Source organism: Arthrobacter sp. 05L45_2 (assembly GCF_056397525.1).
In genome coordinates this window covers 1-23594 of sequence record NZ_JBFTNO010000025.1, presented here as the reverse complement: position 1 = coordinate 23594, position 23594 = coordinate 1, and the positions used below count along the sequence as shown (strand labels likewise).

At 67.7% G+C, this 23594-nt stretch carries 26 protein-coding genes; 14 read left to right on the top strand and 12 right to left on the bottom strand.

Translation table 11 applies throughout. From position 1 onward, the window contains the following. Positions 1-277: 277 nt before the first annotated feature. On the bottom strand, positions 278-532 hold the full coding sequence (locus tag AC1DHD_RS03755) for a putative acetyltransferase (protein WP_476878408.1): 255 nt from the start codon (positions 530-532) through the stop codon (positions 278-280). A gap of 152 nt (positions 533-684) precedes the next feature. On the opposite strand from AC1DHD_RS03755, the gene fdxA reads away from it, so the two are divergent. From fdxA to AC1DHD_RS03730, 5 genes are all read left to right on the top strand, one after another. Then, the gene (gene fdxA / locus AC1DHD_RS03750) at positions 685-1011 is read left to right on the top strand and encodes a ferredoxin (protein ID WP_476878407.1); all 327 of its coding nucleotides are present in this window, start codon (positions 685-687) and stop codon (positions 1009-1011) included. Positions 1012-1021: 10 nt separating this feature from the next. Beyond that, entirely contained in the window at positions 1022-2170 is a 1149-nt protein-coding gene (dapC, locus tag AC1DHD_RS03745) for a succinyldiaminopimelate transaminase (RefSeq protein WP_476878406.1), read from the top strand. Positions 2171-2401: 231 nt separating this feature from the next. Continuing rightward, positions 2402-3685 carry a citrate synthase gene (locus AC1DHD_RS03740; RefSeq protein WP_476878405.1) on the top strand — a complete coding sequence of 428 codons (1284 nt, stop codon included), beginning with the start codon at positions 2402-2404 and terminating at the stop codon, positions 3683-3685. 137 nt (positions 3686-3822) lie between these two features. Next, complete coding sequence (locus AC1DHD_RS03735) at positions 3823-4461, top strand: TetR/AcrR family transcriptional regulator (protein WP_476878404.1); 639 nt, start codon at positions 3823-3825, stop codon at positions 4459-4461. A 58-nt stretch (positions 4462-4519) separates the two neighbouring features. Beyond that, positions 4520-5131 carry a hypothetical protein gene (locus tag AC1DHD_RS03730; protein ID WP_476878403.1) on the top strand — a complete coding sequence of 204 codons (612 nt, stop codon included), beginning with the start codon at positions 4520-4522 and terminating at the stop codon, positions 5129-5131. A 28-nt stretch (positions 5132-5159) separates the two neighbouring features. Here AC1DHD_RS03730 and AC1DHD_RS03725 read toward each other — a convergent pair whose 3' ends face one another. Then, on the bottom strand, positions 5160-6011 hold the full coding sequence (locus AC1DHD_RS03725) for a hypothetical protein (RefSeq protein ID WP_476878402.1): 852 nt from the start codon (positions 6009-6011) through the stop codon (positions 5160-5162). Between the two features lie 66 nt (positions 6012-6077). Continuing rightward, positions 6078-7088 (bottom strand): 2,3,4,5-tetrahydropyridine-2,6-dicarboxylate N-succinyltransferase, encoded by a 1011-nt coding sequence (gene dapD, locus AC1DHD_RS03720; protein ID WP_476878401.1) that lies wholly within the window; start codon positions 7086-7088, stop codon positions 6078-6080. A gap of 73 nt (positions 7089-7161) precedes the next feature. Between dapD and dapE the strand changes: the two genes are divergently transcribed. Continuing rightward, positions 7162-8286: a succinyl-diaminopimelate desuccinylase gene (dapE, locus tag AC1DHD_RS03715; protein WP_476878400.1), complete on the top strand. Its 1125-nt coding sequence runs from the start codon at positions 7162-7164 to the stop codon at positions 8284-8286. An 84-nt stretch (positions 8287-8370) separates the two neighbouring features. On the opposite strand, the gene AC1DHD_RS03710 is transcribed toward dapE, so the two are convergent. The 4 genes from AC1DHD_RS03710 to AC1DHD_RS03695 all read right to left on the bottom strand — a co-directional run bounded on the left by AC1DHD_RS03710 (position 8371) and on the right by AC1DHD_RS03695 (position 11644). Continuing rightward, on the bottom strand, positions 8371-9222 hold the full coding sequence (locus AC1DHD_RS03710) for an amino acid ABC transporter permease (protein ID WP_476878399.1): 852 nt from the start codon (positions 9220-9222) through the stop codon (positions 8371-8373). Then, positions 9219-9866: an amino acid ABC transporter permease gene (locus tag AC1DHD_RS03705; RefSeq protein ID WP_476878398.1), complete on the bottom strand. Its 648-nt coding sequence runs from the start codon at positions 9864-9866 to the stop codon at positions 9219-9221. Before AC1DHD_RS03705 ends, AC1DHD_RS03710 begins: the two co-directional genes overlap by 4 nt. Positions 9867-9928: 62 nt before the next feature. Next, positions 9929-10828, bottom strand: a complete 900-nt coding sequence (locus tag AC1DHD_RS03700; RefSeq protein WP_476878397.1) for a glutamate ABC transporter substrate-binding protein — start codon at positions 10826-10828, stop codon at positions 9929-9931. 60 nt (positions 10829-10888) lie between these two features. Beyond that, positions 10889-11644 carry an amino acid ABC transporter ATP-binding protein gene (locus AC1DHD_RS03695; RefSeq protein ID WP_476878396.1) on the bottom strand — a complete coding sequence of 252 codons (756 nt, stop codon included), beginning with the start codon at positions 11642-11644 and terminating at the stop codon, positions 10889-10891. Positions 11645-11799: 155 nt separating this feature from the next. On the opposite strand from AC1DHD_RS03695, the gene AC1DHD_RS03690 reads away from it, so the two are divergent. The 4 genes from AC1DHD_RS03690 (at position 11800) to AC1DHD_RS03675 (ending at position 14825) form a co-directional block, all read left to right on the top strand. Beyond that, on the top strand, positions 11800-12675 hold the full coding sequence (locus AC1DHD_RS03690; protein WP_476878395.1) for an LOG family protein: 876 nt from the start codon (positions 11800-11802) through the stop codon (positions 12673-12675). Between the two features lie 35 nt (positions 12676-12710). Then, entirely contained in the window at positions 12711-13091 is a 381-nt protein-coding gene (locus AC1DHD_RS03685) for a DivIVA domain-containing protein (protein ID WP_476878394.1), read from the top strand. A 20-nt stretch (positions 13092-13111) separates the two neighbouring features. Next, positions 13112-14434, top strand: coding sequence for a hypothetical protein (locus tag AC1DHD_RS03680; protein WP_476878409.1), 1323 nt, complete (start codon positions 13112-13114; stop codon positions 14432-14434). A gap of 223 nt (positions 14435-14657) precedes the next feature. Beyond that, on the top strand, positions 14658-14825 hold the full coding sequence (locus AC1DHD_RS03675) for a DUF3117 domain-containing protein (protein ID WP_079550332.1): 168 nt from the start codon (positions 14658-14660) through the stop codon (positions 14823-14825). Positions 14826-14887: 62 nt separating this feature from the next. Here AC1DHD_RS03675 and AC1DHD_RS03670 read toward each other — a convergent pair whose 3' ends face one another. Beyond that, positions 14888-15520, bottom strand: a complete 633-nt coding sequence (locus AC1DHD_RS03670) for an O-methyltransferase (RefSeq protein ID WP_476878393.1) — start codon at positions 15518-15520, stop codon at positions 14888-14890. A gap of 238 nt (positions 15521-15758) precedes the next feature. Between AC1DHD_RS03670 and sigE the strand changes: the two genes are divergently transcribed. The 3 genes from sigE (at position 15759) to AC1DHD_RS03655 (ending at position 17998) form a co-directional block, all read left to right on the top strand. Beyond that, a complete protein-coding gene (gene sigE, locus AC1DHD_RS03665) occupies positions 15759-16388 on the top strand; it encodes an RNA polymerase sigma factor SigE (protein ID WP_476878392.1) in 630 nt (209 codons plus the stop codon). Positions 16389-16396: 8 nt separating this feature from the next. Beyond that, positions 16397-17521, top strand: a complete 1125-nt coding sequence (locus AC1DHD_RS03660; protein WP_476878391.1) for a hypothetical protein — start codon at positions 16397-16399, stop codon at positions 17519-17521. Positions 17522-17620: 99 nt separating this feature from the next. Next, a complete protein-coding gene (locus tag AC1DHD_RS03655; RefSeq protein ID WP_476878390.1) occupies positions 17621-17998 on the top strand; it encodes a twin-arginine translocase TatA/TatE family subunit in 378 nt (125 codons plus the stop codon). A gap of 39 nt (positions 17999-18037) precedes the next feature. Here the strand turns inward: AC1DHD_RS03655 and AC1DHD_RS03650 are convergent, their stop codons facing one another. Genes AC1DHD_RS03650 through AC1DHD_RS03640 form a run of 3 tightly spaced genes read right to left on the bottom strand, consistent with a single transcriptional unit; the run spans position 18038 to position 21182 of the window. Next, positions 18038-19186 (bottom strand): Mrp/NBP35 family ATP-binding protein, encoded by a 1149-nt coding sequence (locus tag AC1DHD_RS03650; protein WP_476878389.1) that lies wholly within the window; start codon positions 19184-19186, stop codon positions 18038-18040. 12 nt (positions 19187-19198) lie between these two features. Continuing rightward, complete coding sequence (locus tag AC1DHD_RS03645; RefSeq protein ID WP_476878388.1) at positions 19199-19918, bottom strand: DUF1003 domain-containing protein; 720 nt, start codon at positions 19916-19918, stop codon at positions 19199-19201. Next, positions 19899-21182 (bottom strand): magnesium transporter MgtE N-terminal domain-containing protein, encoded by a 1284-nt coding sequence (locus AC1DHD_RS03640; protein ID WP_476878387.1) that lies wholly within the window; start codon positions 21180-21182, stop codon positions 19899-19901. Before AC1DHD_RS03640 ends, AC1DHD_RS03645 begins: the two co-directional genes overlap by 20 nt. A gap of 77 nt (positions 21183-21259) precedes the next feature. Between AC1DHD_RS03640 and AC1DHD_RS03635 the strand changes: the two genes are divergently transcribed. After that, complete coding sequence (locus AC1DHD_RS03635; RefSeq protein ID WP_476878386.1) at positions 21260-22156, top strand: YflT domain-containing protein; 897 nt, start codon at positions 21260-21262, stop codon at positions 22154-22156. Between the two features lie 85 nt (positions 22157-22241). Here the strand turns inward: AC1DHD_RS03635 and AC1DHD_RS03630 are convergent. After that, positions 22242-23594: aminopeptidase P family protein (locus AC1DHD_RS03630; protein ID WP_476878385.1), on the bottom strand; the 1353-nt coding region annotated here is incomplete at its 5' end.

The window sequence follows — 23594 nt, the reverse complement described above, 5'->3', positions numbered from 1 at the left end:
ACCAATGAGCATGTCCGTCTGAGACGCTTCGGCAAACGACCAATCCCGCCTGAGCTCTGAAGAATGAGCATGCTCGTCAGAAACGGTTCTGAAAAATGGGCATGTCCGTCCTGACGCACCGCGGTTGGACATGATGCCTATATGTCCATCCGTAGCGCCCGGGGATGGGCATGCCCGGCGGGGTGGGCGAAAAATGGGCATGTCCCGTCGTGGGTGGCGCGAAGGTTGGGCATGTCCCGCGGGGTGGGCCAGGGACGGGCATGTCCATCGGTGGGGGTCAGGGATGGGCATGTCCAGTGGGGCGCGGGCGCGGTTGCGGGGCCGGGGGGACCTCCTTGGCCGCCACCACCAGCGAAAGGGGAATGACGACGTCGGCGCGGCGGGTGCGGACGGTGCAGCCGTCGCCGGTCCGGTCCACGAGGTCGCCGAGGGCGTCCGTGAGGCCGCCCTCGATCCGGTAGCGCACCACCACACGGGTGCCCAGGGGCGCGTCGGAGAGGAACTGCTGCGGCGGAGGGATCGGTGAACTCACCCGTTCATAGTAGGACGCACCGGCTCTGTGACGCCCGGCTAGGTTCGCGGGATCAGGCTGGGAGATAATAGGCTCAGAAGTCAGCAGCCCGGCGCTCAGGCCGGGAGCAAGATCCGGCGGGACGCCGGAACCAACGTGGAGAGGCCAGGGACGTGACGTACGTAATCGCGCAGCCGTGTGTAGATGTCAAAGACAAGGCATGTATCGAAGAATGCCCCGTCGACTGCATCTATGAGGGYGAGCGTTCCCTGTACATCCACCCGGACGAGTGCGTGGACTGCGGCGCCTGCGAGCCGGTCTGCCCCGTCGAGGCGATCTACTACGAGGACGACACCCCCGAGGAATGGGCCGATTACTACAAGGCCAACGTCGAGTTCTTCGACGTGCTCGGCTCGCCGGGCGGCGCCGCCAAGATCGGCAACACCCACACCGACCACGCCATGATCGCCGCCCTGCCCCCGCAGAAGCAAGACAACTAGGACGGCGCCGGTGACTTCTGCGGTGCGCAGCTTCGGACTCAGCCTGCCCGACTACCCGTGGGAAGCCATGGCCCCGTATCTTGCGCGGGCCGCCGAGCACCCCGGGGGCGTCGCGAATCTCTCCATCGGCACCCCGGTGGACGACACCCCGGCACTGGTGCAGGAGGCGCTCCGCGCGGCCTCCAACGCCCCCGGCTACCCCACGGTGCACGGGACGCCGGCGCTGCGCCAGGCCATCGCGGACTGGTTTGACCGGCGCCGCGGCGTCCCCGGGCTGGACCCGGCCAACGTGATGCCCACTGTTGGGTCCAAGGAACTGGTGGCCTGGCTGCCGTTCCTGCTCGGGCTCAAGCCGGGCGACGTCGTGGTCCGGCCGACCGTCGCGTACCCCACCTACGACATCGGGGCCACCTTCACCGGCGCCGAGCATGTGGCCGCCGATGACCTTGATGAGCTCGACGCCGGCACCAGGTCCCGGGTCCGGCTCATCTGGGTTAACTCCCCGGCCAACCCCACCGGCAGTGTGCGCGACGCCGAATCCCTGAAGCGGATCGTCGACCAGGCCCGGGAGATCGGCGCCGTGGTTGCCTCGGACGAGTGCTACGCGGAACTCGGCTGGGGGGAGTGGGACCTCCAACGCGGCGGGCAGCCCGTCCCCAGCATCCTGGACCCCCGCGTGGCCGGGGACTCCCACGAGGGCCTGCTGGCGGTCTATTCGTTGAGCAAACAGTCCAACCTCGCCGGCTACCGGGCCGCTTTTGTTGCCGGGGACGGCGCTATCATGGCCAACCTGGTGAACAGCCGCAAGCACGCAGGCATGATCGTCCCCTACCCCGTCCAGGAGGCCATGCGGGTGGCCCTCGGCGACGACGCGCACGTCCAGGCCCAGAAGGACMTGTACCGGGGACGCCGCGAGCGGATCGTCCCGGCGCTGGAACGTTTCGGCCTGGCCATTCACGAATCCCGCGCCGGACTSTACCTCTGGGCCACGGCSGGSGARSCGACCTGGGACACCGTGGGCMGGCTCGCSGACCGYGGRATCGTCGTCGGYCCCGGTGTSTTYTACGGSGACGCCGGMAACGGCTTCATCCGGGTGGCGCTCACTGCCTCGGACGAACGAATCGACGCCGCCGTCGAACGTCTGGCTACGGGACCGTAACAATGCTGTGACGCGGGCCACAAGATGCGCGATTTGGTCGCTTTGGCGGCGTCCCGGATTAGTGCCACCCGCGAACTGACGGTAGTTTTTAACTGACTATCAATGGTGGCTTTCCACAAGAAGGCAGCGCAGCCGTTGGAATCCGTGTCCCGATACAGGTTCCGTGGGCCGCTCCACCAGATGTTGGATCAAGCTTTCAACAGGGGCCCAGACGCCTCATGAGGAGAATCCATGACTGAGACCACCAGCGCAACCCTGCGTCATGCAGGCGGGGAGCTCGAGCTCCCGCGCATCAAGGTTGTTGAAGGAAACGAAGGCTACGACGTTTCCAAGCTGCTGAAGCAGACCGGCGCTGTCGCCTTTGACCCCGGTTTCATGAACACCGCGGCCACCACCTCCGCCATCACCTACATCGACGGCGACGCCGGCATCCTGCGCTACCGGGGCTACCCGATCGAGCAGCTCGCCCAGCACTCCAGCTTCCTGGAAGTTTCCTACCTGCTGATCTACGGCAACCTGCCGACGCCTGCCGAGCTGGAAGCGTTCGACCAGCGGATCCGCCACCACACCCTGCTGCACGAGGAGCTCAAGGGCTTCTTCAGCGGCTTCCCGCGCGACGCCCACCCCATGCCGGTGCTGTCCTCGGCCGTGTCCGCACTGTCCACGTTCTACCAGGACTCGCTGGACCCCTTCAACGCCGAGCAGGTTGAGGTTTCCACCTACCGGCTGCTGGCCAAGATGCCCGTCATCGCCGCCTACGCCCTGAAGAAGTCCGTCGGCCAGCCGATGCTGTACCCGGACAACTCGCACAACCTGGTGGAGAACTTCCTGCGCCTGAGCTTCGGCCTGCCGGCCGAGCAGTACGAGGTGGACCCGGTGGTCGCCAAGGCCCTGGACCTGCTGCTGATCCTGCACGCGGACCACGAGCAGAACTGCTCCACCTCCACGGTGCGGCTGGTCGGCTCCTCGAACGCCAACCTCTTCGCCTCCGTCTCGGCCGGCATCAACGCCCTCTTCGGCCCGGCCCACGGCGGCGCCAACGAGGCCGTGCTCAAGATGCTCCGCCAGATCCAGGCCGACGGCATCAAGCCCGAGGACTACATGGAGAAGGTCAAGAACAAGGAAGACGGCGTCCGCCTGATGGGCTTCGGCCACCGGGTCTACAAGAACTACGACCCCCGCGCCAAGATCGTCAAAGCCACGGCCCACGAGATCCTCACCAAGCTCGGCGGCAACGACGAGCTCCTGGACATCGCGCTCCGCCTCGAAGAGAAGGCGCTGCAGGACGACTACTTCATCGAGCGCAAGCTCTACCCGAACGTCGACTTCTACACCGGCCTGATCTACAAGGCCATGGGCTTCCCGGAGAAGATGTTCACCGTGCTGTTCGCTATCGGGCGCCTGCCGGGCTGGATCGCCCAGTGGCGTGAAATGATCAGCGACCCGAACACCAAGATCGGCCGCCCGCGGCAGCTCTACACGGGAGAGCCGGAGCGGAACTACCCGTCCCGCTAGGCACAGACTGACAAACGACACCGGCCGCGCACCCCACCCGGGGGCGCGGCCGGCGTCGTTCCCGGATGTTGCTGGAGTTACTGGTGTGACCGGCGTGGGACGCCGTTGAGCGGACACATCCGTGCTAAAAAAGAGCAATGCCCAAATTTGTCGACGCTGCTTTGCGGCGCCAGGAAGTTGTCGAAGCCGTCTTCAGGATCATCGCGGCCGACGGCCTGGAACGGGCCTCCCTCCGCGAAGTGGCCGACGAGGCCGACCTGGCCGTCGGCTCCGTGCGGCACTACTTCGCCAGCAGCGACGAGCTCCTGGCCCACTCCTTCGGGGTGGTGATCGACCGGATCGCCGGACGGCTCGACGCCGCCGAGACCCGGCTGGCAGCCGAGGCCCCCGGCTCGGCGGAGCACCGCACCGCGGTGCTGACCCTGCTGTCGGAACTGCTCCCGCTCGACGAGGACCGCGCCGTCGACGCCTGCGTGTGGATGGCCTTCAAGAACGCGGCCCGGACCCGGCCCTTCCTCGCCGCCGAAGCGGACCGCAGCCACCGGACGGTGGCCGCCGTCGTCGGCCGGCTGATGATGGACCTCACCGCGGACGACGGCGGTGCGGACGACGCCGGGCGCCAGCGCCTGGTCACCGAGGCGGAACGCCTGCTGGCCACCCTGGACGGCCTGACCATGCACGCGCTGCTGCAGCCCGAATGGATGACAGCGGAAATGTGCCACGATGTCCTGGACGCCCACCTGGCGAGTCTGGGCAGCGGCACCACCGCCCATTAACCTGCGCCAGCTTCAGGAATAGACTGGGAAAGTACGTCATGCCAAGGGAGGCAATCGGATGCACCACACAGGCGGTCCCGGCTGGCGGATCACCATGGACACCTCGGGGCCGATGCTGATTGCGCTTTACGTCCGGGACGCCGCCGGCCTGGACACTGCGGGCCAGCCGACACTCTCGCACGTCGCGCCGAAGATCCGCTCCTCGGACCACACCCACCTCATCGACGAAGTCGGCGGCATGCCCGCGCTGAAGACCGAGTGGGAGGCGTGGTGGGCGCAGCTCCTGAAAGCCCACCCGGAGATGGAACCCGAACTGGGTCCGCCCAGCTTCGGCGCGTTCGGCAATTCCCCGGCGCTCCGGCGGGTGCTCCAGGCGCATTTCGGTGCGGCCCTCAGTTGGGCGCGGGAACGCCGCGGCGAGTACCTCGCGCTGGAAGCGGAGCGCGACGCCAGCGGAGCCACGCAACTGCTGGCCGACCTGGTGGATGACCGGCTCTTGGAAGTCGGCCGGGCCGCGCGTGATTTCGACCTGACCATCATCGAACTTCCGCTCGCCGAGCCGCGGGCGTGGTACCTCGAGCCGGACAAGATCATCATGAGTTCGGCGCTGTTGTCCGAACCGGAACTGTTCCGCAGTTACGTCCAGCCCGTGGTGGACCTGCTGGTCTGAACCTGCTGGTCTGCGCCCCCTGCAGGGACTACGCTGCTGGCTTCTCGGCCATCGTGATGGTCACTGTCCCGGCGGGACCATCGGCGGACTGCCAGCCGTTGTGGGACATCCTGTTCCAGCTCTTGCCATCGACGTGCACCTCGGAGATGGACAGGGCCTTGGCGTTCGCGACCGCCCACTGGGCCACCGCCCACGCCGTGTTGTCCCGGGCCTGGACAGTCACGGTCCGGCCGGACGCGGCTGCGGGCACGGCCCCGAACGCTGAGACGAGCCGCTGCCGGACCAGTCCGGCGTTCCCGGCGGCGTCCGGCGTGCGCAGCGTGCAGTCGAGTCCCTGGGGCGTGTAGCCGGTCAGGGAGGAGGCAAACGCCCGCGCCATCGGCTCATGCTGCGCGTAGGCCCCTGGATACGCCGAACGCTGGACCCGCTGGGCAGCCTCGGTAATCGGAATCACTTCGTAGCCCGGGACCTTTTCGAGCGCGTCGTAGAAGGCATTCGTGGCATGGAACGGGTCCATCACCTGTTGCTCGGTGCCCCAGCCTTGCGAGGGCCGTTGCTGGAACAATCCCCGGGAATCCGGGCCGGCCTGATCGCCGTGGCCGATGTTGCGCAGTTTCGATTCCTGCATGGACGTGGCCAGCGCGATGCTGGCGGCGCGGGCCGGCAGGCCGCGCCGGACCGCGACGGCACTGATGAGGGAGGCGTTGGCAGCCTGGTCGGTGGCCAGGTCTTCACCGCCGGCGCCTGTCGCGGTGCACCGTTCAGTGACCAGGGTGTCGGAGCGCTGCAGGAATCCCACCGCCGTGTAGACGGCGCCCGCCACCATGGCCAGGGCCAGCAGCAGCACGATCCGACGGCGCCAGCGACCTCTGCGTGCCACGTCTGTTACTCCCTCGGGCCCGTCAGGGCCGGTCCATACTTGCGCCGGTCAGTTCTCGGAACCAGCCTAGTTGGTGTGCAGGGCCTCGTTGAGTTCCACGGTCTGCCCCTTGCGCGGCAGGACCTCCACCTCGCCGCTGGAGGAGTTGCGGCGGAACAGCAGGTTAGGGACGCCGGAGAGTTCCACGGCCTTGACGATCCGGCTGGTGTCCTCGCCGTCGTCGTCCTTCGGGCCGACCACGCGCACCCGGGTGCCGGCGGTGACGTAAAGGCCGGCCTCGATCACCGAATCGTCGCCGATGCTGATGCCGACGCCGGAGTTGGCGCCGAGCAGGACGCGCTCGCCCAGCGAGATCTTCTCCTTGCCGCCGCCGGACAGGGTGCCCATGATCGACGCGCCGCCGCCGACGTCGGAGCCGTCGCCGGCCACCACACCGGCGGAGATGCGCCCCTCGACCATGGAGGTGCCCAGCGTGCCGGCATTGAAGTTCACGAAGCCTTCGTGCATCACCGTGGTGCCTTCGGCCAGGTGCGCGCCGAGCCGGACACGGTCGGCGTCGGCGATCCGGACACCGGAGGGGATAACGTAGTCGACCATCCGCGGGAACTTGTCCACCCCGTACACGGTCACGGCGCCGCGCTTGCGCAGCCGCGCACGGGTCAGTTCGAAGTCCTCGACGGCGGCGGGACCGAAGTTGGTCCACACCACGTTCGGCAGCTTGCCGAAGATCCCGTCCAGGTTGATGCTGTTGGGCCGGACCAGGCGGTGCGAGAGCAGGTGCAGGCGCAGGTASGCGTCCGCSGTGTCSGCMGGCGCCTCRTCRAGGTKGATCTGCGCGAARACSACYTTYTGTTCGGTGCCRCGGTCSGCGTCGKCGCCSKSYGCGGCGATGTCGAGCAGTGACTGGTCCGCGTTGGCGACGTCCCGCAGGTTGTCCGCGGCCGTGCCGAGGGCCGGCGCCGGGAACCAGACGTCCAGGACCGTGGCCTCGCCGTTGCGGGTGGCGATGGTGGCGACGCCGTAACCGTAGGCGGAGCGGGCGTCGGCGGGCACAGCGGCAACAGGGGTTTCAGTCATGGGGTTAAGTCTATAGACGGCCCCTGCGCTGCCGGAAACCTGTGACGGGCGGGCGGGCGGATACAGTGGAACGGTGACTGAGCATACTGCCCCCGCCCGCCTGGACCTTCGCCAGGACGTAGCCCTGCTGACCGCGGATATCATCGACATTTTCAGTGTCTCCGGTGAGGAAGGGCGGCTGGCCGACGCCGTTGAGCACGCCTTGCGCGCCATTCCGCAACTCGAGGTGACCCGCGACGGCGATGCCATGGTTGCCCGCACCAACCTGGGCCGGGCGGAGCGGGTCATCCTCGCCGGGCACCTTGACACGGTCCCGCTGCCGTCCACCGAGGGCGCCCTGGGCACCGTTCCCTCGTACTGGCCATCCGGTTCGCCGGGGGAGGGGGTCCTCTACGGGCGCGGTGCCACCGACATGAAGAGCGGCGTCGCGGTGCAGCTGGCCCTGGCCGCGGGCCTGTTCGACGGCGCGGAGCCGAACAAGGACGTCACTTTCGTCTTTTACGACCACGAGGAAGTCGAGGGGGTCAAGAGCGGCCTCGGACGGCTGGTCCGCAACCACGGCGGCCTGCTCGAAGGCGATTTCGCGATCCTCCTGGAACCCACCGACGGAACGGTCGAGGGCGGCTGCAACGGCACCATCCGGTTTGAGGCGACCACCGTCGGCGAGGCCGCCCACTCGGCCCGCGCCTGGATGGGCAGCAACGCCATCCACGCCGCAGCGCCCATCCTGTCACGGCTGGCCGCGTACGAGCCCCGCACCGTCGCCGTCGACGGCCTGGACTACCGCGAGAGCCTGAACGCCGTGCGGGTGCACGGCGGAACGGCCGGCAACGTCATCCCGGACCGCTGCGTGGTGGAAATCAATTACCGCTTCGCCCCGGACAAGACCCCCGACCAGGCCGAGGAGCACGTCCGTGAACTGCTGGCCGGGTTCGACCTGGTCCGCACCGACGGCGCCGCCGGTGCCCGGCCGGGGCTGAACCACCCGGCTGCTGCGTCCTTCGTCGCCGCCGTCGGTGCCGAGCCGAAGCCCAAATACGGCTGGACCGACGTCGCGCGTTTCAGCGAACTGGGCGTCCCGGCGGTGAACTTCGGTCCGGGTGATGCGCTGCTGGCGCACAAGGACGACGAGCACGTCCACGCCGATGCGATCCGCGAATGCCTGCGCGCGCTGCGGAGCTGGCTTGGCGTGCGGTGACACACCGCGCTTAAAACGAACGGCCCGGAACCGCAAGGTTCCGGGCCGTTCCCGTTTCCGGCGCTGGGCGCCGTGGTCGGTTCGCTACACTTCCGCGGGCACGCTGGCCGCCGGAGTGACAGCCGCACCGGGCTTCCGGGACAGCCGGCGCTCCAGCCACTTGGCGATCGCGGCCAGGATCAGGCACATGCCGACATACAGGACGGCAGCGACGATCGCCGCCGGGATGATCGGCGAACCGTACTGGATCTGGCTGCCGAAGAACTTGGCCTGGAACAGGATCTCGTTGTACGTCACGATGAACCCGAGTGCGGTGTCCTTCAGGATCACCACAAGCTGCGAAATGATCACCGGGAGCATGGAACGGACCGCCTGGGGGAGCAGGATGCTGGTCATGACCTTGCTCTTGGGCAGCCCGATGGCGTAGCCGGCCTCGCTCTGGCCGCGGGGCAGCGACTCGATGCCGGCCCGGAAAACCTCGGCCAGCACAGAACCGTTGTAGAGCACCAGGCCGGCGACGACGGCGGTGAACGGCGTGATGCCCTGCACCCCAACCGTCGGCAGGCCGTAGTAGAAGATCATCATCAGGATCAGCAGCGGCACGGCACGGAAGAGTTCCGTGAAGCCGTAGCACGGTGCGCTGATCCAGCGGCGGTCGGAGAGGCGCCCGAAAGCCAGCAGGATGCCCAGGATCAGGCTCAGGACCGCGGCCGTGCCGAAGGCGGCCAGGGTGGCCCCGACCGCCTGGCCGATGGTCTGCTGCACCAGCGGGAACGTAAAGAGCTGCCACTTCTTGGCATCAAACTGGCCGCTCTGGGCAAACCTCAAAACGATAAAGCCCACGATCAGCAGGATCACCAGGGCAGTGATTACCCCGAAGATCCGGTACCGCGAGCGGGCCTTGGGCCCGGGGGCGTCAAAGAGGACAGAACTCATCGGGCAACCTTCCACTTCAGTTCAAGCTTTCGCTGCAGCGCGGAAAGGATGAAAACGAGGATCACGAACACCAGGGCCACCCACAGGAGGCCCACCATGGCGGGTTCGCCGCGTTCGGAGAGGTTGGCACGGATCGCGCCGGCCTCAAAGACCGAGAAGCCTGCAGCAACCGTTGTGTTCTTGAGCAGCGCGATAAACACGCTGAACATCGGCGGGATGACGGCGCGGAACGCCTGCGGCAGGATCACCAGGGTGAGCGTCTGGGCGAAGGGGAGTCCGATGGCCCGGGCCGCTTCAGCCTGGCCCACGGGGACGGTGTTGATGCCCGACCGGACCGCCTCGGCCACATAGGTGGCGGTGTAGAGGCTCAGGCCGATGATGGCCGCCGTTGTGAAGTCGATGGGGACGAGCCCGAGCTTCGGGTACCCGAGCGCGAAGAAGAACAACACCAGGGTCAGCGGCGTATTGCGCACCACGTTCACGTACAGCGTCGCGGCCGCGCGCATCGCGGGAACCGGCGAGACACGCAGGGTCGCGACGATGGTGCCAAGAATGAGGGCGAAGATCGCGGAAAAGAAGAAAAGTATCAGTGTGTTCCGGAACCCCGTGATGAAGAGGTCCGAATTGTCCAGCAGCGTATTCACAGAATCGTCGCTTTCAGCAGGTGCGGAGGGGGCGGCCCTTCGGCCGCCCCCTCAACATCGGTTTAGTAGTTATCTACTGCGGGCTGCTTGACCTTAGTGCCGGACTGGCCGAGCGACTGGTCGTAAAGCTTCTGCCACACGGAACCGCCGTCGGTGAACATCTTGTTGATGAACTGGCGCAGGGCGGTGTCACCCTTCTTCAGGCCGACACCGTACTTCTCGGTGGTGAACGGCTCGCCGACGACCTTCAGGTTGTCCGGGTCCTGGGCGGCGTAGCCGAGGAGGATGGCCTGGTCGGTGGTGACGGCGTCAACCTGGCCGCTCTTGAGCGCCTCGACGCACTGCGAGTACGTGTCGAACTCGGTGGTCTTGGTGTTGGGGAAGTTCGCCTTGATGTTCTGGATCGGCGTGGAACCGGTGGCCGAGCAGACGTTCTTGCCCGAGATGTCCTTCTCGCTGTTGATCGAGGAGTTGTCCTTCTTCACGAGCAGGCCCTGGCCGGTCACGAAGTACGGGCCAGCGAAGTCGATCAGCTTCTTGCGCTTGTCCGTGATGGAGTAGGTGCCCACGTAGTAGTCGATGTCACCGTTGGTGATGGCCGACTCGCGGTTGGCGGAGGGGATCGGCTTGAACTCGATCTTGTCCTTGCTGATGCCCATCGATGCCGCGATCCACTTGGCGATCTCGATGTCGAAGCCGGTGAACTCGCCCGTGGCCGCATCTTTGAAGCCAAGGCCGGGCTGGTCCTGCTTGACGCCGACCCGCAGCTTGCCGCTGGACTTAACGGCGTCGTAAGTGGGGCTGCCCGTGAGCGTGACGTTGTCCGCGACCTTGTACGGGGCGGGCTCGGAGTTGGCCGGAGCCGCGCCGCCACCGGTGCCGCCGCAGGCGCTGAGGGAAAGAGCCAGTGCCGCAGTAGCTGCGACCAGCATCGGCTTCTTCCGGGTAAAGAAGTTCTTCATCGGATACCTTTCATTGGACGGCCGCCGTGGGGCGGCCAGAGACAAATACCTGGTGGTTTTCTAGTGCGTCAGGAGCTTGGACAGGAAGTCCTTGGCGCGGCTGCTCTTCGGGTTGGTGAAGAATTCCTCGGGCGTCGCGTCCTCGACGATCTGGCCGTCCGCCATAAAGACCACACGGTCCGCGGCCTTGCGGGCGAAGCCCATCTCGTGGGTCACCACAATCATGGTCATGCCTTCTTTGGCGAGCTGGACCATGACGTCGAGGACCTCGTTGATCATTTCCGGGTCCAGCGCGGAGGTGGGCTCGTCGAAGAGCATCACCTTCGGCTTCATGGCCAGCGCCCGGGCAATCGCCACGCGTTGCTGCTGCCCGCCGGAGAGCTGCGCCGGCAGCTTCGGTGCCTGCTGCCCGACGCCGACGCGCTCCAGCAGGGCCATGGCGTCCTTGTCCGCCTCCGCCTTGGACACCCCCTTGACCTTGATCGGTCCGAGGGTGACGTTTTCGAGGATGGTCTTGTGGGCAAACAGGTTGAAGGACTGGAAGACCATACCGACGTCGGCGCGCAGCTTGGCGAGTGCCTTCCCTTCAGCGGGAAGTTCCTTGCCATCGATCTTGATCACGCCGTCGTCGATGGTCTCGAGACGGTTGATGGCACGGCAGAGCGTTGACTTGCCGGAGCCCGACGGGCCAATGACAACAACCACCTCGCCCTTGCGGACGCTGAGGTTGATGTCCTTGAGGACGTGCAGCTGGCCGTAATGCTTGTTGACGGCATTCAGGGAGACAAGGGCATCGCCCGGCGCTTGAGTAGTCATAAGAAGAATCTAGCGAACATTAGCCGAATATGACCGCAATCACTCGGAGATGGTCCACATCGTGATCCAAGAGATACCCGCAGGTCAGGCTCCCTGCGGCCGCTTCCGGGGGTCCGACGCGCCGCTGCGGCCGGGGCTCCGATCCGCGCTAGCCTATGGGGATGAGTACCGAACCGCAGCCCGCTGAGGGCCAGAACCCCGCAGGAAACGCCGGTTCCGGACGGCGGGACGTCCCGCCGCCCAACGGCATCCGCCATAAGGGCCCGCTGGAACTGCGGCGCAAGGCTGCGCGGGTCACGATGTCCGACCAGACGCTGCTGGACACCAAAGGACCGGGCCAGTTTGTGCACACCGACCCGTGGCGGGTGCTKAGGATCCAGAGTGAATTCGTCGAAGGCTTCGGCGCCCTCGCCGACCTCGGATCGGCAGTCAGCGTCTTCGGCTCCGCGCGGACAAAGCCCGGCAGCCCCAACTACGAGCTGGCCGTCGACGTCGGACGCAAGCTTGCCGAAGCCGGGCTGGCAGTCATCACCGGGGGCGGTCCGGGTTCCATGGAGGCCGCGAACAAAGGCGCCGTCCAGGGCAACGGGGTATCCGTCGGCCTCGGGATCGAACTGCCCTTCGAGCAGGGCATGAACCAGTGGGTGGACCTGGGCATCAACTTCCGGTACTTCTTCGCGCGGAAGACCATGTTCGTGAAGTACGCGCAGGGGTTTATCGTGCTCCCCGGCGGCCTCGGCACCCTCGACGAGCTGTTTGAGGCCATGGTCCTGGTGCAGACCCGGAAGGTCACGTCCTTCCCGATCGTGCTGATCGGCACCGCGTTCTGGAGCCCGATGCTGGACTGGATCCAAACCACCCTGGTCGCCGAGGGCATGGTGTCCGAAGTGGACCTCGACCTCGTCCAGGTGGTCGATGACCCGGCGCTCGCCGTCGAACTCATCGTCGAAGGCGCCGCACGCCACCGTAATCCGAACGGGAACAACCCGGCGACCGGCGGCACCGGCACYGGCGACGGCCCGCGGGCCTGAGCCTGCGGCCCAGCCGCGTCTGGCACGATGGAGCTGTGAGCTTCTTCCTGGTCTTTGTGGCGGTCGTGCTGGTCGCCGTCGCCATCCTCCTCGGCACCGATCTGGTGCAGCGGGTCCTTCGCCGCAGCAGCGGCGAACAACCCTTCAACGACGGGTTCGACGAGCCGGTGGCGTCGCTGCCGGCGGTGCTCCTGCCCGAGCGGGCCGAACCGGCCGACATCGACCGGATTCGGTTCGCCGTGGGTGTGAGGGGCTACCGGATGGACCAGGTGGACCAGGTCCTTGACGAACTGCGCGACCAGATCGCCCGGAAAGACCGTGAAATCACGGCCCTCCGGGACGGCCAGGCGCCCGCACGCCCGGAAAACCCGCAGCCGGCCGTTGAGGCGAAAAGCGCCCCGGACCCGGCCCCGTGACGCCGGTGGTGCAGGAGGGCCTGAACACAGCCGTGTGGCGCAGGATCTCCGCCGGCGCCGGCCGCGCCGCGCGCTGGCCCTGGTGGCTGCAGGTGGGCGGCCTCTACATTGCCGCCCGGCTGGTCAGCGCCTGCATCTTTATGGCGGCGGCGCTGCACCAGGGCGTGAACCCGTGGTTCCCGGCTAAGCCCGATTACTGGAACTTCATCAACATTTGGGACGCCCGCTGGTACGGGGAGGCCCTGCAGCACGGCTACCCCGCCGAGCTGCCCACCGACGCTGCCGGCAACGTGCAGGAAAACGCGTGGGCCTTCTACCCGCTCTTCCCGCTGCTGGGCCGGATTCTGGCCGGACTGACCGGCATCGCGCCGGCATCCGCCCTGACGATCATCGCCATGCTCTCCGGCCTGGCCGCCTCGTTTGTGGTTTACCGGCTTTTCCGGCAGAAAGCCACCCACCGCACCGCGCTCTGGGGCACGGTATTCCTCTGCTCCTTCCCCATCTCGCCGGTCCTGCAGGTCCCCTACGCGGAGTCACTTAACCTGTTGCTGCTGGCTGGCGCCCTGCTGCTGGTCCTCCGCCGGCGCTACCTCTGGGCCGTACCGGTGGTGCTGCTGATGTGCCTCTCCCGGCCCACCGGAGTTCCGTTTGCGGCCATGGTGGGGCTGCTCTTCCTGTACCGGGCCTACCCGGGCGCCGTCGCCCTCTTCCGGGGCCGGCCGTCCGCCTCCGGCCAGGCGGCCGCAGACGCCCCCGCGCCCGTCCCTGCCGCGCCCGCCCCCGCCGCGCCCGCTCCTGTCGCGCCCGCCCCTGCCGCTCCGCCGCACACCGCCAGCCAGCTGTGGTCGCTCGCGGTTCTGACCGCGGCCAGCGGGATCGGCGCGCTGTTGTGGCCCGCATACGCCTGGGCCGTCACTGGCGACATTGAGGCGTACACCAAAACTGAGACCRTGTGGCGCGGGCAGGACCTGGTGCCGTTCAAGCCCTGGTTCGACACGGGCGTCCAGTTGTTCGGGCCCGTACTGGGGCTGCTGGCGCCGTTTGTGTTCGTCGCCGTCTTCGTCCTGCTGMTGATGTCCCGGCCGGTGGTGGCCCTGGGCACCGAGATGAGGCTGTGGTGTGTTTGTTACGTGGGCTACCTGCTGGTGTTCCTGCACCCGCAAACCAGTACCTTCCGGATGCTCCTGCCGCTGTTTCCGCTGGCCATCGGCGCCGCGTTTGTTTCCCGCTCGCGCGCCTACCGGGGAACGGTCGTGGTGATGTTTTTGCTGCTGCAGATTGTCTGGGTGGTGTGGCTCTGGGCCTGGGCCCCGCTGCCCGGCGGGGGCGACTATCCGCCGTGACGCGGAACACCTTTGGCTGCGGGAATTCCCGGATTCGCGCGGACCACAAAATATCCATCGATTAGCTACACGGGCGTAATTACGGGATAATGGAGCGTAAGCAAGGAAAACTAAGTATTGAGCTTCGGCGGCACCATCACGACCGCCAGGCTGCTTGTTTGACCAAGCGGACACAGCCCGGCCGGGCTGGTAAGTCACGGGACTACTGGAGGGGATATTCCTCATGGCGGCTATGAAACCACGCACCGGCGACGGCCCTATGGAAGTGACAAAAGAGGGCCGCAGCCTGATTATGCGGGTTCCGCTCGAAGGCGGGGGACGGCTTGTGGTCGAACTCAATGCTGCAGAAGCGACAAATCTTAAGGAATGCCTGGTCGGCGTTACCGAATAACTTTTAGTCACACCAGAAGGGGCCCGCTGCCAATTGGCTGCGGGCCCCTTTGTGTGTCCGGGTTATTTCTTGACCGCCACCAGCAGGCCGTCTCCGGTCGGCAGCATGGCCGCGGAGAGACGCTCGTCGTCGCGGATGGACTTGCCCACCTGGCGGAGCACCACAGTGGTGGCGTCGCGGGCGGCGGGGTTGGAGACGCGGTCCTTGTCCAGGGCGTCGTTGACAATCAGCAGGCCGCCGGACTTAAGCAGCCGGACGGCCTGCTCCACGTAGCCGGGGTAGTTGGGTTTGTCCGCGTCAATGAACACCAGGTCATAGGCGCCGTCGGTCAGGCGCGGCAGCACGTCGCCGGCGCGGCCGGAAATCGTGCGGGTGCGGTTGGCCGGGCTGCCGGCCTCCTGGAAGGACTCCCGGGCGGCACGCAGGTGCTCGACGTCGACGTCGATGGTGGTCAGGACCGCCTGCGGGCCGAGGCCCCGGAGGATGCAGACGCCCGAAACGCCCGCGCCGGTGCCGATTTCCACGGCGGTCTGCGCCTTGGACGCGGCGGCCAGTACCGTCAGGACGGCGCCGACGCCGGGACCGATCGGGGTGACACCGAGCTCGAAAGACCGTTCACGCGCGTGCAACAGAACCTCGTCCTCGGCAGGCAGATCTTCTGCGTAGGACCAGCTCGTGGACTTATCGGCGCTCATGGGTATCGCTTTCCGGGCAGGAGGGGAGTGTTTCATACAGCGTACTGTGTCCGGCCCGCCGTACCGGGCCGGCGTTCCGCCGTGGGCGGAAGAATCAGCGGCGTCAGGAAATTCCCAGCTTATTTTGACATGATGGTGATCCGCTCATCCGCGAGGTGATCGGCGCCGAACCTAGGGTATGGACCCTGCAGCAGCGTGAACCATTCGGCGTAAGAACCATCCGCGAGGGGAGTGGACAATGTCAGTTCTGGCAAGTGTCCCTGCAACTGATGATTCCCAGCCCACGGCCGAGGCCGAGTGGGTCAGGCCTACATGGGAAGAAGTGGTGACGAACCACTCCGCCAAGGTCTACCGCCTGGCGTACCGGCTCACGGGCAACAAGTTCGACGCCGAAGACCTCACCCAGGAAGTGTTTGTGCGGGTCTTCCGCTCGCTGGAGAACTTCAAGCCCGGCACTCTCGACGGCTGGCTGCACCGTATCACCACCAACCTCTTCCTTGACCAGGCCCGGCGCAAGAGCCGGATCCGCTTCGACGCTCTGGCCGAAGACGCCGAGTCACGGATCCCGGGCCGCGAACCGGGCCCGGAACAAAGCTTCGAATTCAACAACCTCGACCTCGACGTCCAGGCCGCCCTGGAGGAGCTCCCGCCGGACTTCCGCGCCGCCGTCGTACTATGCGACCTCGAGGGCCTGTCCTACGACGAGGTGGCCGTGGCGCTTGACGTCAAGCTCGGTACCGTCAGGTCCAGGATCCACCGCGGCCGGACCATGCTCCGCGAAAAGCTTGCCCACCGCGCACCGCGGCCGGCGTCGAAGCAGGCTCTGAAGCCGCGGCTCAAGATGCCGCGCATCGCCGGCCTCCTCTAACACCGGCAATGGGTCTGCTGAAACACTCCCTGGGCGGCCTTGCCTGCGCGTACTTCGCCCGCAGGCCGCGACGCCCCCTCGCCCCGGCCCGGACGCTGACCGCAAAGGCTCAGGAGCGGCGCCGCAAACACGTCGAACGCTGCGCCGCCTGCCGCGCGCGCCAGCAGCGCGAACGTGAGTACCTGGAACGGCTGCGCGCCGCCGCCGTGCCCGCCGCGAGCAGCGACCTGACCGCGCGCTTGCTGGCACGCACAAGCGCACTGGCCGCCGGGCAGGACACCGCGGGGCACAGCGCCGCCGACACAGAAGCTGCGCCCCAGCCGGGCAGACCGGAGCGGAAGTCCCAGCGCCCACCACACCGGCCGCTCGGTCTTGCCGTCCGGATCGCCGGGGGAGCCGCTGCGACGGCGGCCCTCATGGGCGGCGCCGCGTACGTCATGGGCGGCGACACCGCGCTGCCCGCGAGGGATGCCTTGTCCGCGGCGTTTCCGGGGACTGCACCGTCCGGCCCCGCTATGGCGGCGGCCAGTGTCTCCGGGGCCGCCTGGCAGCTGAGCAGCGAACCCGATGTGGCACCGCCCGGCTCGCTCACCGCCGAACAGCTCGCCGCGCTGCAATCCGGTGGCTGGGCCTGCCCGGAACTGCGGGAACTCGGCTACCACCTCGTCTGGGCCCGGGGCACCGTCGCCAACGGCTCCGAAGTCCTGGAACTCCGCCTCACCGACGGCAGCCATTTCGCCACTGTCCTGGAGCAGCACACCGCCACTGAGGGGGCCGCGGGCCAGCCCGCCAAGACCGCTGCTGCGCCGCCGATCAACGTCCTGACCGGCCACCCCGCCACCGAGGACGGCTTCGTTGCCGCGCGGGCCGGTGCTGCCACGCCCGCGGAGTACGCCGCCGTGCCGGCCGGAGCCCTCTGGGTCAACCCGGAGGCGCCGTTCCGTGCGATTTACCGTACGCCGGGGGCGACGTTCACCTACGTCTCCGACCTGCCGGCGGAGCAGGCCGACGACGCTCTGGGCGCCCTGGTGCATGGCCGGCCCGGCCAGGCAGCGAAGGTTCGGGGCACGGAGGAAATGCCTGCACGGCTCGAGCGTGGCCTCGGCCGTATTGTCGAGCTGCTGGCACGATGACGCCAGTGACTGGCCACCCGCAGGGCGGCTTCCGCGGTCGAGCCGCAGGCTGGCGCTTCGGAATCGTCGCCCGCCGGACTGAGAGGGTAATCTCCTAGAGTGCTTGGAATCAATGGACCGGAGTTCATTCTTCTGCTGATCATCGGCCTTCTGGTGATCGGCCCCAGCCGCTTGCCTGAATACACCCAGAAGCTGGCCAACATTGTCCGGGAAGTCCGCCGGATGGCCTCCGGGGCCCGGGAGCAGATCAAGGACGAAGTCGGCATCGACATCGACGACGTGGACTGGAAGAAGTACGATCCGCGGCAGTACGACCCCCGCCGGATCATCCGGGAAGCCCTGCTGGAGGACGAGACTAAGCCGGTGAGCGCCGGGGCGCCCGCAGCGGTTGCCGCGGCCGAGGAGCGCCGTCCGGCCCGCGTCGTCGAACGCCTGCCGGAAGGCGTAGCCGCGCCGTTCGACTCCGAGGCCACCTAGTCCCGACCCCGGCCCGGCGCCCTGGAAGCTCGGCGGCTGTCAGCGGGGCTGGAGGCCCAGCGACATTCCCTTGAGCCCGCGCGGGCTGGACGCCAACTTCCCGGCGATGCCCGCGAGGGCCCCCGCCGCCGCCGTCTCGGGACGGCCCAGTACCAGCGGCACCCCGCTGTCGCCGCCTTCGCGCAGCAGGATGTCCAGCGGAATCTGGCCCAGCAGCGGCACATCGGTGCCCACCGTCGCGGAGAGCCGCTCGGCGAGTACGGCGCCGCCGCCGCTGCCAAAGAGTTCCATGGTGCCGCCGTCGGGCATTTCCAGGTAGGACATGTTTTCCACGACGCCGGCCACCGACTGGCCTGTCTGCACGGCGATGGCCCCGGCCCGTTCCGCCACGTCCGCCGCCGCGGCCTGCGGAGTGGTGACCACCAGGATCTGGGCCTTCGGCAGCAGCTGGGCCACCGAGATGGCGATGTCGCCGGTGCCGGGCGGCAGGTCCAGGAAGAGGGCGTCGAGGTCGCCGAAGTAGACGTCCGTGAGGAACTGTTCGAGGGCCYGGTGCAGCATGGGACCGCGCCAGGCGACCGGCTGGTTGCCGCTGACGAACATGCCGATGGAGATGACTTTGACCCCGTAAGCGACCGGCGGCAGGATCATGTCATCCACGCGGGTGGGCGCCTGGGTGATGCCCATCAGCGCCGGCACGGAGAAGCCGTAGACGTCCGCGTCGATGATGCCCACCCGCAGCCCCTTGGCCGCGAGGGCGCAGGCCAGGTTGACCGTCACCGAGGACTTTCCCACCCCGCCCTTGCCGCTTGCCACGGCGAAGACCTTGGTCAGGGAGCCCGGTGCATTGAACGGGATACCGCGCTGCCCGCCGGGACCGCGCAGTTGCTCCTTGAGGRCATCGCGCTGCTGCTGGGTCATGACCTTGAGATCGACGTCGACGGCGGTCACGCCCGGAATGGCGGCCAGCGCCGCCTCGCAGTCGGCGGTGATCGTGCCGCGCAGCGGGCACGCGGCGATGGTGAGCAGTACGGTGATCCGCACCGCACCGGCGTCGGAAACTTGGACCGCGTCCACCATGCCGAGTTCGGTGATGGGCCGCCGCAGCTCGGGGTCGATGACGGTGGCCAGCGCTGCGCGGACAGCTTGTTCCAGGGACGCCGGGGTTGATCCCTGCGGGGTGTTCATGGGGTGTGGGGCTCAGCTTTCGGGGAAGGTGCGCGGCGCGGACGGATCCTGGCCGTCCGGTCCGGTCTTGACGCGGGGGATCTGCTGGGTGCGGGGGCTGCGCTGTTTGTCGCGGCGTTCCTTCAGCTTTTCCTTGACCTTGTCCCGCGGGGATTCGTGCATGCCCGCGGAGGGGTCGTGGGTGCGCAGTTCCTCCTGCGCTTCAAGCATGTCCTCCAGCAGGCTGCGGAGCTCGGCGCGGACGTAGTCACGGGTGGCCACTTCGCGCAGGGCGATGCGCAGCGAGGCGAGTTCCCGCGTCAGGTACTCGGTGTCCGAGAGGTTCCGCTCGGCGCGCTGGCGGTCCTGCTGGAGCGAGACCCGGTCCCGGTCGTCCTGGCGGTTCTGGGCGAGCAGCAGCAGGGGAGCGGCGTAGGACGCCTGCAGGGACAGCATCAGGGTCAGCAGCGTGAAGCCGAGGTCCCGGGAGTCGAACTGCCAGTCGGTGGGCGCCCAGGTGTTCCAGGCGAGCCAGAATACACAGAACACGGTCATGTAGACCAGGAACTGCGGGGTGCCCATAAACCGGGCGAAGCCTTCGGTGGCGTGCCCGAACGCGTCCGGGTTGGGGGAGAACTTCGGGAGGATCCGCTGCCGGCCGCTCAGCGGGGTGTCGAGGCTGCCCGTCATCCGGGCACCGGGCCGGGCGTTGGAGTTCCGGGGCGTGCTGATATCAGCCAATGCGGCCTCCAAGCTTCCTTATCGGGGCGTCGTCCTCGTGGGCGCGCCAGTCATCGGGCAACAGATGATCAAGCACGTCATCAACAGTCACCGCCCCGACGAGCCGTCCGTCGTCGTTGACCACGGGGAGTGAGTTGAGGTTGTAAGTGGCCAGGGCACGTGCGACCTCGCTGATGTGGGCCTGGTCAGACACGGGTTCCAGGTTCTTGTCCACGAGGTTGCCCAGCGGCTCCGGCGGCGGGTAGCGCAGCAGTTGCTGGATGTGCACGACGCCGAGGAAACGCCCCGTGGGAGTCTCCAGCGGCGGGCGGGCAATGAAGATCGACGACGCCAGGGCGGGGGAGAGTTCCTCGCGCCGGACGTGGGCCAGCGCCTCGGCAACCGTTGCTTCCGGCGGCAGGATGACCGGGACCGGGGTCATGAGGCCGCCGGCGGTGTCCTCGTCGTATTCGAGCAGGCGGCGCACGTCTTCGGCGCCTTCGGGCTCCATCAGCTGGAGGAGTTCCTCGGCCTGGGCACTGGGGAGTTCGGCGAGGAGGTCGGCGGCGTCGTCGGGGTCCATCTCTTCGAGCACGTCGGCGGCGCGTTCGACGTCGAGCGCGGACAGGATCTCCACCTGGTCGCCCTCCGGCATTTCCTGCAGGACGTCGGCGAGGCGTTCGTCCTGGAGTTCGCTGGCGACTTCAAAGCGGCGCTTGTCGCTCATCTCCTGCAGGGCCTCGGCGAAGTCGGCTGGCTTGAGGTCCTCGTGGGTGGCGACGAACTGGGTGGCGGCCTGGGGTTCCGTGCGGGCGCCCTGCTGCGCGTCGGCCCAGTCGATGATCATGGTCTCGTTGCGGCGCAGCCGGCTCAGCGGGGAKAGGGAGTGGCCGCGGCGGACAAAGAGTTTGCTGACAAACCAGTCCCCCGAGCGGTGCCGGTCCATCGCGATGTCCTCGATGGTCGCGTCCCCGCTGCCGTCGGCCAGGGTCACGCGGCGATCGAACATTTCGGCCACCACCAGCGTTTCCGCGCCGCGTTGTTCGAACCGGCGGAGATTCACCAGCCCGGTGCAGATGACCTGGGTCTGGTCGATGGAGGTAATGCGGGTCATCGGCACGAAGACGCGCTTCTTGCCGGGCACCTCGACGACGATGCCCACCACGTGCGGGGCGCCCCGGTTGCCGCGGGAGAGCACCACAACGTCGCGCAGCCGTCCCAGACGGTCGCCCAGGGGGTCGAAGACGTCCAGTCCGAGGAGGCGCGCGACAAATACCCGCGAAAGAGTTGTGCTCACCCCTACAGGCTACCGAGTCCGCTCTCTTTTAGCTGAATTTGCAGGTACTGCCCAGCCGGATGGGTGAGAATGGGCGTATGTCAAACATTTTTGGTGGTCCTAAGGCCGGTGTTCCCGGCGGGGCGGACGAGTCCCGCACGGTTCCCAAGGGGGACACTGTCGGTTCCTACAACTCCTACCTGGACGCCCAGAAGGCGGTGGACTACCTGGCGGACCAGCAGTTCCCGGTGCAGCTGGTCTCGATCGTCGGTAATGACCTGAAGATGGTGGAGCGCGTCACCGGCCGCCTGACGTACCCCCGCGTTGCGCTCTCCGGTGCGCTGAGCGGCATGTGGTTCGGCCTGTTCGTGGGCGTTATGCTCTCCTTCTTCTCGGAGACCGGCGGCTACTTCTCGATCGTCACCTCGGTCCTGATGGGTGCCGCCTTCTTTATGCTGTTCGGCATCGTCACGTACGCGATGCAGCGGGGCAAGCGCGACTTCACCTCCACCAGCCAGGTTGTGGCCACGAACTACGACGTCGTGGTGGCCTTTGAGGCTGCCCACGAGGCCCGCCGCCTGCTGCACCAGCTTCCCATGACGCATCATGACGCCTCCGCTCCGGTGCGCCAGCAGCCGGACCACCAGCCCCAGTACCAGCCGGGCCCGCAGCAGCCGGGCCAGCCCGGCCACGGCCCGCAGGGCTACGGCCAGCCGGGCCAGGGCCCGCAGGGCTACGGCCAGCCCGGCCAGGGCCAGGCTCCGCAGCGTCCGGCGGGCTGGAGCGACCCCTACGGCCAACGGACCGCCGACGCCGGCCGCGAGCCTGGCGCCAACGGGGAAGCCGTGCAGGAACAGCAGCCGTCCCGCCCCTCCGCCATCGCCTACCCCGACCTGCCCGACGGGCGCCCGCAGTACGGTGTCCGGGTCACGGAGGAGCCCCGGCAGGAGACCCCCCGCCAGGACGCCCCCCGCCGCGAGGGTGACCAGCAGTAGGGACACCTTCACGATAAACGGGAGGGCCGCCGGTTCATCACCGGCGGCCCTCCCTTTTTGTGTCTTCTTATGTGTCTTCCGGCTGCTACGGCTGCTCGGCTTCGACTTCCTGGTARATGCCGGCCATCCAGGACTCGACGTCGTCGGCCCGGCGCGGCAGCGCGGCGCTCAGGTTGACCGGGCCGTCGGCCGTCATCAGGATGTCGTCCTCGATCCGGACGCCGATGCCGCGGTACTCGGCCGGAATCCCGAGGTCCTCTTCCTTGAAGTAGAGGCCGGGTTCGATCGTGAAGACCATCCCCGGGGTCAGGACACCGTCGAGGTACAGTTCACGCTWGGCCTGGGCGCAGTCGTGCACGTCCAGGCCCAGGTGGTGGCTGGTGCCGTGCGGCATCCAGCGGCGGTGCTGCTGGCCTTCGGAGCTGATGGCCTCCTCAACGGAGACCGGCAGGAGGCCCCACTCGGCGAGGCGCTCGGCCAGCACCGTGGTGGCCGCAGTGTGGATGTCGCGGAACTTCGTGCCGGGCTGCGCGGCGGCAAAGCCGGCGTCGGCGGCGTCGAGCACTGCCTCATAGACCTTGCGCTGGATTTCGGAGAAGGTGCCGTTGGCCGGCAGGGTGCGGGTGATGTCCGCCGTGTACAGGGAATCGGCCTCGACGCCGGCGTCGAGCAGCAGCAGCTCACCGGCGGTGACCTTGCCGGTGTTGCGGGTCCAGTGCAGGACGGTGGCGTTGTTGCCGGAGGCGGCTATGGTGTCGTAGCCGAGTTCGTTGCCCTCTTCGCGGGCCCGGGCGAAGAACGCGCCTTCGACCACGCGCTCGCCGCGGTGGTGGGTCAGGGCCCGCGGCAGGGCCTTGACCACTTCGGTGAAGCCCTGGACCGTGGCGGCCACAGCGGTCTTCATCTGTTCGACCTCCCACTCGTCCTTGATCAGGCGCAGCTCGGAGAGGGCTTCGCTGAGCTTCTCGTCCAGGGCGTCCAGGACACCCAGGTCCAGGTTCTCCGGATCCTTCGCGGTGTTGTAGCGGGCGGTGTCCACCAGCGCGTCGATGTTCTCATCCACCTTGCGCACCAGCCGGATGGAGGTGCCGCCGATTTCAGGGGCGCCGACGTTCTTGGTGATGGCGAGCTCGAGTTCGCCGAGGTCGGCGGTCTCCAGGCCCAGCTTGGCCTTGAACTCGGCGAGGGTGGGACGGGCGCCGATCCAGAACTCGCCGGAGCGCGAGTCGGCGTAGAACTGCTCGGTGTCGCGGCCGGCCAGGGGCCGGAAGTACAGCGTCGCGCGGTGGTGGCCGCCGTCGTCGCCGGCACCTTCATCGGTGGGCTCGAGGATCAGCACAGCGTCGGGCTCGTGGTCCAGGCCCAGGCCGGTGAGGTGCGCGAAGCCTGAGTGCGGGCGGAACCGGTAGTCGCAGTCGTTGGAGCGGACCTTCAACGG